The organism is Paraneptunicella aestuarii (genome assembly GCF_019900845.1).
Classification (GTDB): Bacteria; Pseudomonadota; Gammaproteobacteria; order Enterobacterales; family Alteromonadaceae; genus Paraneptunicella; species Paraneptunicella aestuarii.
Genome location: NZ_CP074570.1, coordinates 194,846 through 211,047, shown reverse-complemented (window position 1 = coordinate 211,047; position 16,202 = coordinate 194,846). Strand labels below are relative to the sequence as shown.

14 protein-coding genes and 1 tRNA gene are annotated in these 16,202 nt (G+C 44.4%); 5 read left to right on the top strand and 10 right to left on the bottom strand.

Annotated features, from left to right (window positions below):
- Positions 1-53: 53 nt before the first annotated feature.
- The 3 genes from KIH87_RS00905 to KIH87_RS00895 are packed head-to-tail and all read right to left on the bottom strand — an operon-like array spanning position 54 to position 3,420.
- Positions 54-1,409, bottom strand: a complete 1,356-nt coding sequence (locus KIH87_RS00905; protein ID WP_408635776.1) for an N-acetylmuramoyl-L-alanine amidase — start codon at positions 1,407-1,409, stop codon at positions 54-56.
- Positions 1,406-1,888, bottom strand: coding sequence for a tRNA (adenosine(37)-N6)-threonylcarbamoyltransferase complex ATPase subunit type 1 TsaE (gene tsaE, locus KIH87_RS00900; RefSeq protein ID WP_232359660.1), 483 nt, complete (start codon positions 1,886-1,888; stop codon positions 1,406-1,408). Before tsaE ends, KIH87_RS00905 begins: the two co-directional genes overlap by 4 nt.
- Before the next feature lie 11 nt (positions 1,889-1,899).
- Positions 1,900-3,420 (bottom strand): NAD(P)H-hydrate dehydratase, encoded by a 1,521-nt coding sequence (locus KIH87_RS00895; RefSeq protein ID WP_232359659.1) that lies wholly within the window; start codon positions 3,418-3,420, stop codon positions 1,900-1,902.
- Here KIH87_RS00895 and queG point away from each other — a divergent pair.
- Together queG and KIH87_RS00885 are read left to right on the top strand one after the other, a co-directional pair.
- Positions 3,420-4,571, top strand: coding sequence for a tRNA epoxyqueuosine(34) reductase QueG (gene queG, locus KIH87_RS00890; protein WP_232359658.1), 1,152 nt, complete (start codon positions 3,420-3,422; stop codon positions 4,569-4,571). The genes KIH87_RS00895 and queG overlap by 1 nt on opposite strands.
- A 113-nt stretch (positions 4,572-4,684) precedes the next feature.
- Positions 4,685-5,347 carry a cupin domain-containing protein gene (locus tag KIH87_RS00885; protein WP_232359657.1) on the top strand — a complete coding sequence of 221 codons (663 nt, stop codon included), beginning with the start codon at positions 4,685-4,687 and terminating at the stop codon, positions 5,345-5,347.
- Positions 5,348-5,415: 68 nt separating this feature from the next.
- Here KIH87_RS00885 and hemE read toward each other — a convergent pair whose 3' ends face one another.
- Positions 5,416-6,480, bottom strand: a complete 1,065-nt coding sequence (gene hemE / locus KIH87_RS00880) for a uroporphyrinogen decarboxylase (RefSeq protein ID WP_232359656.1) — start codon at positions 6,478-6,480, stop codon at positions 5,416-5,418.
- 288 nt (positions 6,481-6,768) lie between these two features.
- Positions 6,769-7,575: an NAD(+) diphosphatase gene (gene nudC / locus KIH87_RS00875; RefSeq protein ID WP_232359655.1), complete on the bottom strand. Its 807-nt coding sequence runs from the start codon at positions 7,573-7,575 to the stop codon at positions 6,769-6,771.
- A 153-nt stretch (positions 7,576-7,728) separates the two neighbouring features.
- Here nudC and rsd point away from each other — a divergent pair, with 153 nt between their 5' ends.
- Positions 7,729-8,190: a sigma D regulator gene (gene rsd, locus KIH87_RS00870; RefSeq protein ID WP_232359654.1), complete on the top strand. Its 462-nt coding sequence runs from the start codon at positions 7,729-7,731 to the stop codon at positions 8,188-8,190.
- Positions 8,191-8,228: 38 nt separating this feature from the next.
- Here the strand turns inward: rsd and feoB are convergent, their stop codons facing one another.
- The 5 genes from feoB to KIH87_RS00845 all read right to left on the bottom strand — a co-directional run bounded on the left by feoB (position 8,229) and on the right by KIH87_RS00845 (position 12,693).
- Positions 8,229-10,037 carry a ferrous iron transporter B gene (gene feoB / locus KIH87_RS00865; RefSeq protein ID WP_232359653.1) on the bottom strand — a complete coding sequence of 603 codons (1,809 nt, stop codon included), beginning with the start codon at positions 10,035-10,037 and terminating at the stop codon, positions 8,229-8,231.
- A 34-nt stretch (positions 10,038-10,071) separates the two neighbouring features.
- Positions 10,072-10,302 (bottom strand): FeoA family protein, encoded by a 231-nt coding sequence (locus tag KIH87_RS00860; protein WP_232359652.1) that lies wholly within the window; start codon positions 10,300-10,302, stop codon positions 10,072-10,074.
- 303 nt (positions 10,303-10,605) lie between these two features.
- Positions 10,606-10,682, bottom strand: a tRNA-Arg gene (locus KIH87_RS00855).
- Between the two features lie 155 nt (positions 10,683-10,837).
- Complete coding sequence (locus tag KIH87_RS00850; protein ID WP_232359651.1) at positions 10,838-11,014, bottom strand: hypothetical protein; 177 nt, start codon at positions 11,012-11,014, stop codon at positions 10,838-10,840.
- A 206-nt stretch (positions 11,015-11,220) separates the two neighbouring features.
- Entirely contained in the window at positions 11,221-12,693 is a 1,473-nt protein-coding gene (locus tag KIH87_RS00845) for a peroxidase family protein (RefSeq protein ID WP_232359650.1), read from the bottom strand.
- Positions 12,694-13,017: 324 nt separating this feature from the next.
- Between KIH87_RS00845 and KIH87_RS00840 the strand changes: the two genes are divergently transcribed.
- Positions 13,018-13,407, top strand: a complete 390-nt coding sequence (locus KIH87_RS00840) for a c-type cytochrome (RefSeq protein WP_232359649.1) — start codon at positions 13,018-13,020, stop codon at positions 13,405-13,407.
- Between the two features lie 153 nt (positions 13,408-13,560).
- Positions 13,561-16,197, top strand: a complete 2,637-nt coding sequence (locus KIH87_RS00835; protein WP_232359648.1) for a sensor domain-containing phosphodiesterase — start codon at positions 13,561-13,563, stop codon at positions 16,195-16,197.
- Positions 16,198-16,202 lie beyond the last annotated feature (5 nt).

Sequence of the window (16,202 nt, the reverse complement as noted above, 5' to 3'; positions counted from 1 at the left end):
TCTTCTCTATTCATTCGGGTTATTGGGCAACAATAATGGCTATCTGCTAGAAACTAACTACTCGGAATAGTTAGCACCTGACCAATTCTAACCATGTCAGAACTCAAATTATTAGCTCTTTTCAAACTAGTCACAGACACATTGTAGCGCTGTGCTAACAGAGACAAAGACTCACCACTCTCAACCCGATGAGTTCGCTTACGATTGTCATGACGTTGATTGGCCCAAAGCGTGCCATCAGGTGGTGTATCTTTAAAATGTGTTTTAATACCGGTAAAAATGGCATTAGCCAATTTCTCCCGGTATTTACTCCAATTTAGATTCTTCTCTTCTTCGGGATTAGAAATAAACCCGGTTTCAACTAATACCGAAGGGATATCTGGCGCAGTTAATACAGCTAAACTTGCCGCTTGAGGTGATTTCTTATGCATCTTGGTGACTTGTCTTAATTCTCGAATCAAGCTTCGGCTTACCTGATAACTGGTTGTTAAAGAGTGATCCATCGACATATCCAACAATGCCTGCGTTAAGTAACGCTCAGCTGCCGTGTCCTGAATAATTTCAGCCGCACCACCGAGCAATTCGGAATGCTGTTCGCTTTTCTCCATCCAGCGACCTAATTCGGAGTTAGCACGATTGGCAGACAACACCCAAACGGAAGCCCCGCTAGGTTGCGGAGTAGTAAAGGCATCAGCATGGATAGACACCAGAAGATCAGCCTTGAACGCTCTTGCTTGGGCAGGTCGCTTATTTAATCCAACATAATAGTCGCCGGTTCGAGTTAATTTCGCTGTCATCCCCTTTTCAGCATCAATCAGCTCCTGCAATTTCCTGGCAATGCTGAGCGTGATGTTCTTCTCGTAACTACCGGCACTACCAATAGAACCGGGGTCTTCACCGCCATGTCCGGCATCAATGGCAATCACAATATCGCGATTATGGTTGTTCGACTGCTGATCTTTGACAATCGCCTGGGATTGCTCCAAATCCATCAAATCAATAACCAGTCGATTACCATAGGGAGCCGTTGGCGGTAAGGCAAAAACTTGAGCTTTAACGGCTTTATTAAGATCCAGAACAAATCGGGTTGAATGCTTTTCTTTGGGATTACTGGTACGAACTTTATGCAGCAACTTACTATCGTGAGACAAGGAATTGAGATCGACACCATTCTTGGTTGCGTCGAGATCAATAACCAATCGCTGAGGATTACTTAAGGTAAAATAGCTGTACTCGGGTTTGTTCTTTAAATCAAACACCACTCGAGTATTACTGGGAGAAGGCCAAACACGAATGCTATCGACAGAGTTCGTAGTCTGGCTAACAGCAAAAAAGGGAAATGCTGTGAATATCAGCAATAACCATACTGCGAAATTGAACCTTCCTAAATTGAATCTTATGACACTCATTGTTCTTGTAATAGTCGTATCACTGAATCGCCAGTTGCCGTTAACCCTTTGACCACAATATTACGTCCTTGTTCAGTAAACTCAATGCAAATCTCAATATCAGGCGGAGGCAGCATACCTGTGCCTTTGCTCGGCCACTCAATTAAGTTGATGGTGTTATCTGCGGTGTAATCACGAATACCGATAAATTCCAATTCTTCCGGATCGGCTAATCGATACAAATCGAAATGGTTAATCAACCAGTTTCCGACCTCATAAGGTTCCACCAGGGTATACGTCGGGCTTTTCACTCGCCCTTCATAGCCTAATGCCTGAATAAAACCTCGTGAAAACGTGGTTTTACCCGCACCTAGATCACCAAGCAGATGTATATTCAAACCGCTACGAATCTGTTCACTACTTTGCTGGCAACAGCGAGCAACAGATTGAGCAAATAATTCGGTTTCCTGTTCCGAAGACAATGCAACCTGACTTTGCACTTTACACTTCTCTATTCTGGATTAATTAATTTTCGTAAATATGGAAATAAATCGCTGGCAAGCATACCACGTTCTCCATGTTCCTTGCTGGCTAAATCACCGGCATAACTGTGCAGGCACATACCGTACACGGCAGTAAGGCGCAACCCCATGCCTTGAGCCAATAACGCACCCAATACACCACTGAGTACATCGCCCATGCCGGCGGTTGCCATGCCCGGGTTGCCGTTTTTACAAACCCACAGGTTGCCTTGAGAAGCCACAACACTACCTGAACCTTTCAATAAAGCGACACAGTCAAAACGGTTCGCCAGTTCTCGCACGTTATGATAGCGATTGTTCTCTATCTCATTCACCGATGTTTTTAAAATACGTGCGGCTTCAGCAGGATGAGGTGTCACAATTGCCATGTGCTTGGGCATCACCAATTTGGGATCCTGTGAAAACAAATTCAAGGCGTCAGCATCCATCACAAGATGCTTGTGCTTTTCCAAAGCATGGTTCAATACCACTTTTAATTTATCGATTGCCCAAGCGTCTTTGCCTAATCCGGGGCCAATAACGATTGCAGTACACCAATTCAACGCTTCAACAAGTTGTTCTTCTTCATGCTCCAGCATCAGTTCAGGGCGACCATTTGACACCATGGCAACATTATCCGGATGACAAAAAACCTTCACCAACCCTGCGCCACATCGAAGTGCAGCCTCGCCGGTTAGTCGAATAGAGCCGGGCATCCCCTGGTTTCCGCCGATACACAACAATTTCCCATAGCTTCCCTTATGACTGTAGATATCACGCTTGGGAATAGGACGAAGTTGACGAAAATCGAATACTCTACCGATGGAATCCGCCAAGCGCTGGAACTCATTACCGACACCCAAATCATGAAAATGCAGCTTTCCAGTACATTGCTTACCGATACCCGTTACCAGACCAGACTTAATACCCACGAACGTCACAGTGTGTTCCGCTTCCATCGCCACACCGCATACAGAGCCAGTGTCAGCATGTAAACCCGAGGGAATATCAATACTTAAAATGGGGATCTGGGCGTTGTTGGTTTTCTGGATGACATCACTTAATGGCGATTGCACTTCGCCGCTAATGCCAGTACCCAACAAGCCATCAACGCAGAGATCAAAGACAGCAAAGTTCAGATCCTGCCAGTTACGTACAGTCTCTCCTGTCGCCAGCCACTTCTCTCTAGCTGTTTTAGCATCATCAGAAAGCCGCTCAATATCCGCAAACTCACATAAGGTAACGTGTAGCCCCTGAGTCAACGCCAAGCGCGCGACGACATAGGCATCGCCACCATTATTACCTTTACCAGCCAACACCAAAACCGTCTTTGCATCTGCATATTGTTCACGCAAAACATTAAACACCGCCTGTCCAGCTCGCTCCATCAGGGTATACATAGTCACCCCGGCTTGCTTTGCCGCCACAGGCTCAACCTTGCGTACTTGCTCAGCCTTGTAGATTTTGTGTGTTAAACTCTCCTGCGGAAAAATGTTTACATAGGTTTTCAATGTCCAACCTCCCAATGCCGGATCTCGAAGAACTTACAGCCAATATCAAGAAATGGGGAAAAGAACTTGGTTTTCAACAAGTTGGTATCTCCGATATTGATTTGGATCAGCACAAAGATGCCCTGATGCGCTGGTTGGAAAAAGGATACCACGGGACTATGAATTTTATGAGTGCTCATGGTGAAAAGCGTTACAAACCAGAGGCATTGGTTCCCGGTACATTGCGAGTCATTAGCGTTCGCATGGATTACCTGCCACCCAACGCTCAATTTGCCAAGACACTGAAAAACAAAAATAAAGCCTACATCAGTCGCTATGCTCATGGCCGTGATTACCACAAAGTGTTACGTCAACGATTGAAACAACTCGGACAAAAAATCCAGCAAGTCTTACCCAATACAGAATATAGACCATTCGTTGATTCCGCACCGGTTCTAGAACACGCGGTTGCCGAAAAGGCAGGAACCGGATGGACTGGTAAGCACTCACTGACGATTAATCGTGAAGCTGGCTCATGGTTTTTTCTGGGTGAACTTTTCATCAATTTACCGCTTCCCATTGATAAGCCTGTAGAAGAAGAATGTGGCTCCTGCGTTGCCTGCATGAAAATATGCCCAACACAAGCCATCGTTGAACCTTATGTTGTCGACGCCAGACGCTGCATTTCTTATCTCACCATTGAGCTGGATGACGCCATTCCTGAAGATCTACGTCCATTAATGGGAAATCGAATTTATGGTTGCGATGACTGTCAGTTAATTTGCCCTTGGAACCGATATGCACAGGTCACTGAAGAGTTAGACTTTCATACCCGTGACGCACTCAATAATCCCGACTTATTAACCCTATTCAACTGGGATGAAGACACCTTTTTGCGCAACACAGAAGGTTCCGCAATTAGACGCATTGGCTTTCAAAAATGGCAACGCAATATCGCTGTTGCTCTGGGCAATGCGCCTTTTTCAGAAAACATTGTAGAAGCGCTCGAAAAGCAACGAAACGTGAGTGGTAGCTCATTAGTAATCGAACATATCGAATGGGCACTGGCGCAGCAAAAACAGAAAGCTCAGGATTCCAACTCATCAAATGAAGAACGTATTACTTTACGTTTAATTCGCTCTATAGAGAAGGGCTTACCAAGAGACGCATAAAGAATAGTTTAAATATTCACCAGACTGATATCCTTTATCAGAGCTTTATTCTTGGTTTATGTATGAAATCATATACAATTCCCCAAAGTTGCAGTTAGGCGTTCTCAAGTCTCATGCTAATTCGCTCCGATTTTTCCAAAAAAGAAGTGGTCTACCCCCATCAGTACGAATGGGTTAAGTCCCCTATGCCTCGGGTGGAGAGAATGATGCTGGATCGCATTGGCAAAGAGGTGGGGCGCGCCACAAGTCTGGTAAGGTACGCGCCAAATAGCAGCTTTCCTGAACATGTTCATGGCGGTGGCGAAGAATTACTGGTGCTAGATGGTGAGTTCGGCGATGAACACGGAATGTATAGCAAAGGCACCTATATGCGTAACCCTATCGGTAGCATTCATAGTCCCAAAGTGGGCAAATCCGGCGCATTAATTTTTGTCAAGTTGCACCAGTTTCATTTGCAAGACAACAAGCAATTCACTCTGGATACCAACACTGCGCAATGGCAGCAAGGCATGGTTGACGGCTTACAAGTATTGCCTTTACACGATTTTGGCACAGAGCACACCGCATTAGTAAAATGGGCTCCCTTTACTGAATTCAAGCCACACCAACATTGGGGCGGAGAAGAAATTCTGGTTTTGCAGGGAACCTTTTATGATGAGCACGGTACTTATCCAGAAGGCACCTGGATCCGCTCCCCACATATGAGCTCACATCAGCCTTATACCAAAGAAGATGGCGCACTCATCTACGTTAAAACCGGTCACTTACCTGAGTAAATTCGCAAAATTCAGACAAAAAAAGCCGGACTTATTTCCGGCTTCTCAAGAAATCAAAGCAAGAAGGTTTACTTGTGGTACTGCTCGCTTAGCTCATGAACAGCATCAACGAAAACACCAGCATGTTCAGGTGGAACGTCCTGATGAATACCATGCCCCAAATTGAAAACATGACCAGAACCTTCACCAAAGCCCGCTAAAATCGTCGCCACTTCCTGACGAATTCTTTCTGGCTGAGCATACAACATGGAAGGATCCATATTACCTTGCAGCGCAACCTTATCACCAACTCTCGCCTTGGCATCAGCAATATCAATCGTCCAATCCAAACCAACAGCATCGCAACCTGTCGCAGCGATTTTCTCCAGCCACTGCCCACCATTTTTGGTGAACAAAGTAACAGGAACACGGCGACCTTCGTTTTCACGGGTCAAGCCAGAAACAATTTTCTCCATGTATTGCAACGAGAACTCTTGGTAATCTCTTGACGACAATACACCGCCCCAGGTATCAAAAATCATCACACTCTGCGCACCGGCAGCAATTTGCGCATTCAAATAGCTAGTGACACTGTCAGCCAATTTATCCAACAACAAATGCAAGGTTGCAGGTTCACTAAAGGCCATCTTCTTGATTCTGGTAAAGGCTTTGCTGGAGCCACCTTCAACCATATAGGTTGCCAGTGTCCATGGGCTACCGGAAAAACCAATCAAAGGAACATCACCATTCAGCGCCTTACGAATGGTGCGAACGGCATTCATTACGTACTGTAATTCCTGCTCAGGGTCAGGAATGCCGATTTTATCAACATCCGCTTTAGTATTGATAGGACGTTCGAAACGAGGGCCTTCACCTTGTTCGAAGTACAAACCCAAGCCCATTGCGTCAGGAATGGTCAGAATATCTGAAAACAAAATCGCGGCATCCAACTCATAACGACGCAAAGGCTGTAATGTTACTTCACAAGCTAACTCAGCATTTTTGCACAGAGACATAAAATCTCCGGCTTGCTTTCTGGTTTCCTTGTACTCAGGAAGGTAACGCCCCGCCTGACGCATCATCCAAACTGGCGTTTTATCAACAGGCTGTTTTAGAAGTGCTCTCAGGTAACGATCATTCTTAAGTGTTTGCATAAAATTTGACGCAATTCCGGGTAGATAAAAAACTGCGGTAGTTTACACAACAGAAGGCGGCTACGCACACTTTACAGAGAAATTTCCCGTTTTTTGGGCAAGATTTAACATTTTTTTAAAAAATTACTTGTCAATCTAAAAAAAACTCTGCTATACATTATTTGCGCTTAGCGTTATAGAAGAATAAAGAAGCCTGTAAAACGGGACCAAGACGCTAAAATATTCGAGCCTTACCTCCGGGTAGGGCTTTTTTATTTCTACCTTTTGACTCTAAATATCCAATTCCAGCTATTTCATTTTTTTAAGCGTTTCCTGAATTAACTGCCCAGCAATGGAAAACGTCGGTGGAATATTGGGAAGGTTATCAGCAGTAAACCAATCAGCACGTAAAATCTCATCGCCATCCACCTGAATATCACCACTATCATACTCAGCCAGAAACCCAACCATTAACGAATGAGGGAACGGCCAAGGTTGACTGGAAAAGTATTCCAGATTTTTCACTTTCACCCCAACTTCCTCAAACACTTCTCTGTGCACCGCTTCTTCCAGGCTCTCGCCACTTTCCACGAAGCCAGCCAGGGTAGAATGCATTTCGTTTTTATGATTACGCCCCTGCGCCAACAAAATACGTTCGCCATCACGTATAGCCACAATAATGCAAGGAGAAACTCTTGGATAACAACGATGGGAACAAGTGTGGCATTGCATCGCCATTTCCCAACCAACATGCTCCATGCGAGAACCACATTGTCCGCAAAACCGGTGAGTGCGAAGAAACAGCGCAACCTGCCAGGCACGAGCCAAAATCGAAAACCAGTCAACGCCCATTTGCATCATCATGGCTCGCAAATTAAGAGTCGTTAGCTCATCGCTTTCAATCTGCTCACTCCCCATATCGACCAAATAACATGGCTTACCGTCGATTTCCCCAACCTGTACCAGCTCATTCCGATATTCATGGATAAAAGGCACTTTTTCCCAAGTTCCTTCGATCAAGCTGTTATCAATGGCATTGATAACGAGGTGACTGCCAGAAACCACCAGCCAATGCGCATGTTCAGTTGTTTTAATGTCGGGGTTATAAATCATCATCTGCTTGAATTCCCTATAAAACCTGCGTGCAATGTAGCATCAAGCAATGTTTTTTCCCATTCGACTTAAGTTAACTTTTGTAACAGTCGCTTTTTGTTATACTTTCAAAAACGTGTTGATATTCACCAGTAAAAAAGTCGGAGATAAGACATCATGCTGACAAAAGTACAACAAGCGACTGAAAAATGGAGCGGCTTTAATTCTGCAATTGATACATGGTTGCAAGAACGCAAACAATTACTGGTGCAATACTGCCAATTAGCAGGGCTGCCACCATTTGAACGTGCAGACAAAGCCCTTCCAGATGCCAAGGAAATCGAATCTTTCTGTGAAATTTTGATGGACTATATTTCAGCAGGCCACTTTGAAATATACGAGAAGATCCTGTCTGACACCGACGATTTAGCCAAAGCCGAAGAACTGTTCCCCAAGTTCTCAGACAGCACAGACACTGCACTTTCATTCAATGATCGCTACGCCAACATCACAGACGACGATGACGTTGAAATGAAAAGTTTCGACCTGAATCTGGCCGTACTTGGTCAACAGATGGAAGAAAGATTCAGTTATGAAGATGAGCTAATACAAACACTGGTTAACAAAGAACAGGATTAATTTCCTGTTCTTCCATGCAATCCCAGTGTTTTAATTTTCTAAATAAAATTAGCCGCTAACAACGCCAGACAATAAGCCAGTACACCGTACATAATATACAGGCTCCAAACTAGCTTGTTGTTGCCTGTTTCTGCTCTTAATGTCGCCACTGTTGCCACGCACTGCAAGGCAACTACGTAGAACAATAACAAGCCGATACCTGTGCCCAAAGTTAAACCATCGGCGGCAATATTATCGGCAAGTCCTGCGATATTTTCGTCTGCACCTTCAATACCGTATAACGTCCCCAATACACCCACGAAAACCTCACGCGCAAGGAAAGACATCATAATAGCGACACCATAGCGCCAATCTAAACCCAGTGGCTCGAAAACAGGCGCAATCACATGGCCTATTTGTCCTAGCCATGAACCTTCAAGGTTAGAATCCAGAGGGAAATAACCCAATACCCAAAGCACCAGTGACACCATGAAAATCACGGGAGCAGCACGTTTGATGAATTGCCAACCACTATTAATTACCCTCTGCATTAGCGGTTTCCAGTGTGGCAAACGATAAGTGGGTAGCTCCAAAATAAACGGCATTTCCGTTTTATCATGATTTAATGAAAGCTTATTAAGCAACGCACTCACCACTAATGCGGTGAAAATACCGAACATATATAGCGCGAAGAAGGTTAAACCCTGCATGTTAAACACACCGAGCCAATACTGATCTGCGGGAATAAAAGCCGCGATCAACAAGGCATAAACAGGCAAGCGAGCAGAACAGGACATTAACGGAATGGTCATCATGGTAATCAAACGCTTACGTGGCGACTCAATGGTTCGCGCCGCCATAATGGCTGGAATAGCACAGGCATGACCGGACAAGTACGGAATAAAGCTGCGCCCGGACAAGCCAAAATAGCTAAGCGGCTTATGACAAATCAGCGCCGCCCTTGCCAAATAACCACTATCTTCAAGCAAGCCAATGATAAAAGTCAGTACCATAATCTGTGGTACAAAAACCAGAAACGATCCCACACCACCAAATAGCGCATCTGAAACAAAATCATTCACTATGCCATCAGGCAACACACTGGTCACAGCACCAGCCAAACCTTCAATAATCGCTTCTACACCATCCATCAAGGGTTCTGCCCAGTTAAAAATACTCTGGAACAACAAAAACATAATGACAAAAAAGGCCACGCTTCCTAATACATTATTAAGCAGGAAACTATCAATTCTATTCTGATTTTTTAAAACGATACTGGCTGCGGGGGCGTGTTCTTTCGCAAGTTGACGACTGGTAGTAACGACATCGTCTATATCAACTTGAGGTTCTGGTAAGGCTTCAACCTCTTCAGTAGCACTGGCTAACAGTTTGTTCTTAAAGGCATCGACCCCTTGCAAGGTTTTGGCAGATAAAGCGCACACTGGCACACCCAGTTGCTGAGACAATTTATCAACATCAATCGTGTGCCCAAAGCGCTGTAATTCATCCGCCATATTCAACACAAACATAATGTTTTTATGATGTTTGCGTGCCAGAGACAAAACTTGCAAAGCGAAGACCAAGCTGCGCTCAAGGCGAGTAGCGTCTAACACGCACACCAACATATGAGTGTCAGCGTGAGCAAGTGCGTCGTTAATCTTTTCAACCGCGATTTCTTCGTCTCGGGATAAGGTATTTAATGAATAGGTTCCAGGAAAATCGACAACTTCAAACTGCCCAAATTGACCACTTCTTAACTCAACGGTCACACCGGGAAAATTAGCAACTTTTTGACGTAATCCTGTTAGCTGGTTAAAGAGCAAACTCTTACCACAGTTGGGCTTACCAACTAATATTATTCGCTGCATTACTGAACCTGATTCTTATGAGAATGCGCTGAAATTATGAATGATGAAGATAAATCTTATCCGCGATATCTTTTTCAAGTGAGATAACACTATCGCCCAATTGAATAACGATAGGCCCAGAAAAGGGGCTACGACGCAAACACAAGACTTCACAGTCAATATTGAATCCCATTTCCTGAAGACGACTCACCACGACCATCTCTAAATGATCACTAATGTGGCTAACATAAGCACTGGTCTTCTTGGGTAAATCCCACACTGTCATAGAAATATGCTCTTGCATTGGGTTGTGAAACTCTCTCAAAGGAGGCTGTTTACCTCCTGTTGAAAGGCACACCTTCTAACAGGTGATCCGCAAAATTGCCTAAGACAAGGCATGGCATCTGAATAATTTGATAAATGGGGTTGTTAAGGTCTTTCGCAAGACGACGCGTACCCGTTTAAACAAACAACAGACACTGTAGTCGCTGATTCTATATAAGGTTAGCAGCCAGAATCAAATCTAAATAAAAATAATTCTTATTAGATTTGGAATCTTATGTAAACCAAAATTTGTATACAGGCTTAATGGCCCACCCGAGAGGATTCGAACCTCTGGCCTCACCCTCCGGAGGGGTGCGCTCTATCCAGCTGAGCTACGGGTGGTTAAATGTAGGATATACCGTAGGTATGAAGCGGCGCTTATCATACTGATGTCCCAAGGTGACATCAACCATTAATACCGGATAGGTTCATAGATGAGTGCCTAACACTCACCGCACATCAATAGGGTGTAAAAATAGACAGAGAGCTGTAGTGATTTAACGGTCTCTATTCTGCTGTAACCACCGAATACCTTTATATAACGCCACAGCAACCACTAGCCATAACAACGCGTGGAAAAGTTCATGTTCAAGCCCTTCACCTACAATGTCATCATGATGTGCGAAAGAGCTGACTGTGAATAATAAGCCTATTATTACTAATAAAATTCGCATGTTAATTTCTCCTCTTAAATACTTCCTGGCAGTGGGTCTTTGCAGCATACCTTCATATTTAATAAAGTGAATAATATCTTCATCGCCCAGTTTTTATTCCAGCTTAGCGAATATGCAGGGAGGATTATGAATGCATTTGTATAAAATCAGAAAAGAGAAAGGCCACCGGAATCTCCCGGCAGCCTGGTTAAAAGCTAAAAAGCTTCTTAGTTATCGCCAAAAGTCAGCAAATCATACAAGTTAGTCACGCCATTGGGCCCCAACTTGTCATGAGAATCCATTGGTGACCAGTTACGATTTGTGCCAAGGAAAGAACGATCATCCAATTCCATCAGGCCAATAATGGTTTCAGCGACAAATCGAGCTCCTACAGGGCCTAAACCTTCTCCTCTCTCGAATTTACCATCATTATTCATGCGACCAATCGTTTGGCCTTCTTGCAACAAGTACAACCATAATGGTGTGCCTTTATCCAGATCGCCCAATCTTTTTGCAGCTTCACTAACATGCTCGATCATCTCGGATGTGATTTCTTTTGCACCATACTGGATCATCAAGTTAGCCACTTGCTCACCGGAAGGGATTAAGAAGCTTTGCGCTCTTAACAAGTTTCTTGTTGCCAATGAACGTTCAAAAGCCGGAAGTTCTGCAGGCAAGAATGGCAAGTTAAGCAATGTGCTGGCAAGTTTGGTGTCTAGCTGACCTGCACGCTCAAAATCACCGTTACCGCTATCCAGCAAGGTTTCCCAGTCCACAACAGCACGCAAATTTGGCAAAGGAGTGAAACCATTACCATAGCGGTCTCCAAACAATGGGAATTGATCTTCGCCCTGCTGAACACGGAATTTTTCCACGATCATGCTATGTCCGAAACGATAGGCAGCAGTCGCAAACTCAATGGGAATGAAAGGTTCAACATCACCATCAGCTTCGTATTCAGGCACATAGATCTTGCGCCCATTTGCCAAAATGTCGTCCACGATCCAGTCACCACAAATGGTGCGCAAGAAGTGATTCAGAACTACCCACTGGTAGTGCCAGGTTGCGACTCGGCGAGCGTCTTCAAACAATTTAGAACCCGTTGGCGCACCCGGTCTATCTTTAAGGCTATCAACAACCGCGTTGTGAAAGCGCAAGAAGCCAAGCTGCATTTGAGAAATAACGCGGTTTTCATCATTTCGCGGATCACCAATGATAGCTGTACCCAGCGGGTTACGTGGCAAATCTTTCGCTGCCAGTCTCAGCCATTGCTCATCGGTAAAATTGCCAGCGTAGTCTGCACCGGTTAACAAATATAAGCCGTCTTTGTATAAGTAAGGACTTGCTTCAGGTCCTTCACCATAAACAGAATCCAGATCCAGTGTAGGCGTTCTGACATTATCGACTTTAGAAGGGACATTGTTTGAACTTAGAGATGAACTGTCGTCCAGCGTAATATCGTGATCGATAAACTGGCCAAAAAAGATAAGTCCCAGCTCTACTGTTTTGGATAAATTAGGTAGCCCTCTATCTTCCATCACACCATTGGCCTCACCAATTTTATGTAGCGTAAGTGGGTTGACATAGAGTGGGGGTAATTCTGGCAGAAGCCTCGCGAAGCGACCGGGTTCACTGTCATTAAAACTCTGTAGCAATTCTAGCCCTTTAAAGGGCGCTAAACCATGATAGTGGTTAGCCATATTCCGTGTCCTCTTTAACATTTTTTGAATGTGTTACATGAGAATTTTATTGTTCCCGACACCTGCCGACGAACAACGGACGGCAAATTCTCAACTCCTTACTGTAGATATTTTTGAAAGTTTTGCTGCACGGAAAGATGTTGTTTTTACGAAAAAATGGTAAATATATTTTTACACTTCAAAATATAACGCGAAAGATGGAAAGTAACGACCGTTCAAGATCGCTTATTTTCTGATTAATTTCTTGTTACGGGGCAATAAGGCGTTATAATCTTGCCCCTAAAAATTTAACATATCTACGCGCACCCTCATTTGGAGAGAAATGTGAAAAAATTAGTGTTGATGTTAGTAGCAGCGGGTATTGGTTTAGGTTCAGCATTTGCAGCTGATGATAATCAAGCGATGATTGATCGAATTAAACCAGTTGGACAAGTACATGTTAAAGGTGCGGCGGCGGCAGGTTCTGGTGGCGCACGTACTGGTCAACAAGTTTATCAATCTTCCTGTGTTGGCTGTCACGCTAGTAAAGCACTTGGCGCACCTCTTTCTTTTAGCAAAGCCGAATGGCAACCTCGTATAGATGCTCGTGGTTTAGATAAACTACTAGAGCACGCATTGAAAGGTTTTAATGCAATGCCACCTATGGGTGCTTGTTCAGATTGTAGCGAAGACGAAATTAAAGCTGCGATCGATTATATGCTTGAATATAACTAAGATTTAAGTATTTGAAAGGAATCAATTTAGTAGTAAGAAGTGGATAAACTACGTGATCTTTCACGAAAGGCTACATTTATGTAGCCTTTTTGTTAGTTGTAGTTTATGTATAATGCTGTAGTGGCGATTTTTTGAGTATAACGTTTTTGTAATATGGCAACAGAAATACCTGCTGGAGTACTTTCCGAAGAGGAATTGCGGGAACTTGTTCCACAGTTACAGCAGATCACCGATAAGTACAAACGGAAAGAGCTGATCCAAAAAGCTCTATTCCAAATTTCCGAGTTAGCAAGCTCGGTTAGCGAATTGCCACGCCTGTACTCTGCTCTCCATGAAATTATCGGTGGCTTCATGGACGCCAAAAACTTCTACGTCGCCTTCTATGACGAAGTCTCTGATCTGGTAGATATTGTTTATTTCGTTGATGAGTTTGACGAGCTAACAGTCAATGAAATCCCAGCCTCACAGCTGAAAAAAGGCTTTACCGGGCACGTTCTTACCACTGGTGAACCCCTCTTCCTCACCAAAGAAAATTACGAAGACAAAAAAAGGCAGGTCGGTGCCGCAGACCTGGGTACAACCTCAGTAGACTGGTTAGGCGTACCGTTAAAGCGAGGCAGTAAATGCATCGGTGCGATGGTCGTGCAAAGTTATGACGAATCGGTTCGCTACAGCGAAGAAGATTTGGAAGTGTTGCAATTCGTGTCGCAACACATTGTGACTTCGGTAGACAGAGTTAAAAACCGTGAATTAACTGAGCGAACCATTCGTGAACGCACCAAGCAATTACGACAAATTAACGACGAGTTGCAGGAAGAAATTCAAGAACGCCAAAAGATTGAAGATCTGCAACAGGCACTGTTTGAAATTTCCGAGCTTTCAGCCTCAGTTGATGGCGATATGGAAAACTTCTATGCAAACCTGCACATGATCCTCGCGCGCTTGGTTCATGCTCCAAACTGTTATATTGCAACGCTGGATCAAAATAAGGGAATGCTGAATTTCCCATATTTCTACGACGAAAATAATGCTTCTGCTGAATCCCGGCCTTTAGGACGAGGACTCACCGAATATGTACTTCGACATGGTCGAGCTGAACTTATAGGCCCGGTTCGAGCCACTGAATTGGCCGATGCTGGCGAGCTTGATCGAGATGTAGCCATGCGCATGGAGAAAGAAAGGAATTATTGGGTAGGAACACCTTTAGTTGTAGACGGTGAAGTGTCTGGCGTTGTGGGAATTCAATCCTACGATGACAAATACAAATATCAACCACGAGATTTGGAATTACTGAGATATATCTCCCACCACATTGCGGTAGCGCTGGAACGAAAACATGCTCAAGAATCCATTCAGGCTTATAACCTGCATTTGGCAGAAAAAGTCAAAGAGCGAACCGACGAGCTGCACCGCGCCAATGCCAGCTTGAAAGAACAGATTGAAGAAAGAAAGCACATTGAGCTGAAGCTAATCCACGACGCTCATCACGATACCCTGACAGGATTACCCAACCGGGCACTTTTCACCAGCCGGGTTGAATTAGCCATCGCAAACAAAAAACGCTATCCCAAGAACAAATTCGCCGTCCTGTTTATCGATCTGGATCGCTTCAAGCTGATTAACGACACATTGGGCCATCAAGCAGGTGACAAGTTCCTGATTGAAGTCAGTAAACGTATAGCTCGCTGCATTCGAGGCCACGATCTTTTGGCTCGCTTGGGCGGTGATGAATTCGTTATCTTACTCGACAATTTTGACAACGAGGAAGATGCCGAAGAAGTCGCATCACGCATCCTCGAAGCCATGAGTGAAGCATTCTGTCTGGATAGTACAGAAATGTATTCCGGCGGTAGCATCGGTATTGCCTTTATCGAACCTTGGTATAAAAACGCTGGTGAACTCATTCGGGATGCCGATGCAGCCATGTACCAAGCCAAGTCTATGGGACGTGGTCGTTACGTGATGTTCGACCAGAGTATGCGTGAACGCTTACTGGAAGAACTGGAACTGGAAAATGAGTTCCGACGGACACTGAAAACTCGCAGCTTTGATTGTTATTTCCAGCCCATTGTCGATATGGCGACCAATAAGCCTATTTATCTCGAATGTTATGTTCGCTGGCAACATTCCACTTTGGGTAAAATCAAGCGTGAACAATTCTGGCGTGTAGCAGAACATATTGGCATGACAATGGAAATCGATCGTTTCATGATTGAGCGAGCCTGTCAGATGCTACGTGTATGGAAAGATGCGGGGGGAGAGGAACGTAATCATCGTGTTGCCATTAACTTATCGATCAATCATCTGATCCAGGCGAAGCAAGTCAGCCAACTTGTTGAGCGCATTGTTGATGCTGGCATTGATCCAGAAAAACTGGTGTTAGAAATAGACGAAACACATATCAATCGCAAATCTCAACAGGTGCTTGCAGCAGTTCAGCAGCTGAAAGAAGCTGGCGTGACGCTGGTACTGGACAACTTCGGTAATGGTATGGCTTCGTTAAATTCACTGTGCACCTTCCCGTTCGATTACGTCAAAATAGACAGAAAATTTGTACGTTCACTGCCAGCCAGTATCGAAAACCTGAAAATCATTCAATCTGTACAGCAAATTTCAGAACATTTTGGCTTTGAAGTTATTGCCAACGGTATTGAAAATGACGAGCAATGCAAAGCACTGATAGCGGCTAACTGCCGTTTTGGACAAGGTAAGTTTTTGGCGGAAGCCGAACATCTTCCTGTGGAAAGCGAAGCTTATGATGACGCCGAATTCATCCCTGCATCGGCATAGTTCAG

Coding starts and splice junctions, on each gene's coding strand:
- KIH87_RS00905 (WP_408635776.1), bottom strand. CDS start 1,409: ATGAGTGTCATAAGATTCAATTTAGGAAGGTTCAATTTCGCAGTATGG.
- queG (WP_232359658.1), top strand. CDS start 3,420: ATGTCCAACCTCCCAATGCCGGATCTCGAAGAACTTACAGCCAATATC.
- KIH87_RS00885 (WP_232359657.1), top strand. CDS start 4,685: ATGCTAATTCGCTCCGATTTTTCCAAAAAAGAAGTGGTCTACCCCCAT.
- hemE (WP_232359656.1), bottom strand. CDS start 6,480: ATGCAAACACTTAAGAATGATCGTTACCTGAGAGCACTTCTAAAACAG.
- nudC (WP_232359655.1), bottom strand. CDS start 7,575: ATGATGATTTATAACCCCGACATTAAAACAACTGAACATGCGCATTGG.
- rsd (WP_232359654.1), top strand. CDS start 7,729: ATGCTGACAAAAGTACAACAAGCGACTGAAAAATGGAGCGGCTTTAAT.
- feoB (WP_232359653.1), bottom strand. CDS start 10,037: ATGCAGCGAATAATATTAGTTGGTAAGCCCAACTGTGGTAAGAGTTTG.
- KIH87_RS00860 (WP_232359652.1), bottom strand. CDS start 10,302: ATGACAGTGTGGGATTTACCCAAGAAGACCAGTGCTTATGTTAGCCAC.
- KIH87_RS00850 (WP_232359651.1), bottom strand. CDS start 11,014: ATGCGAATTTTATTAGTAATAATAGGCTTATTATTCACAGTCAGCTCT.
- KIH87_RS00845 (WP_232359650.1), bottom strand. CDS start 12,693: ATGGCTAACCACTATCATGGTTTAGCGCCCTTTAAAGGGCTAGAATTG.
- KIH87_RS00835 (WP_232359648.1), top strand. CDS start 13,561: ATGGCAACAGAAATACCTGCTGGAGTACTTTCCGAAGAGGAATTGCGG.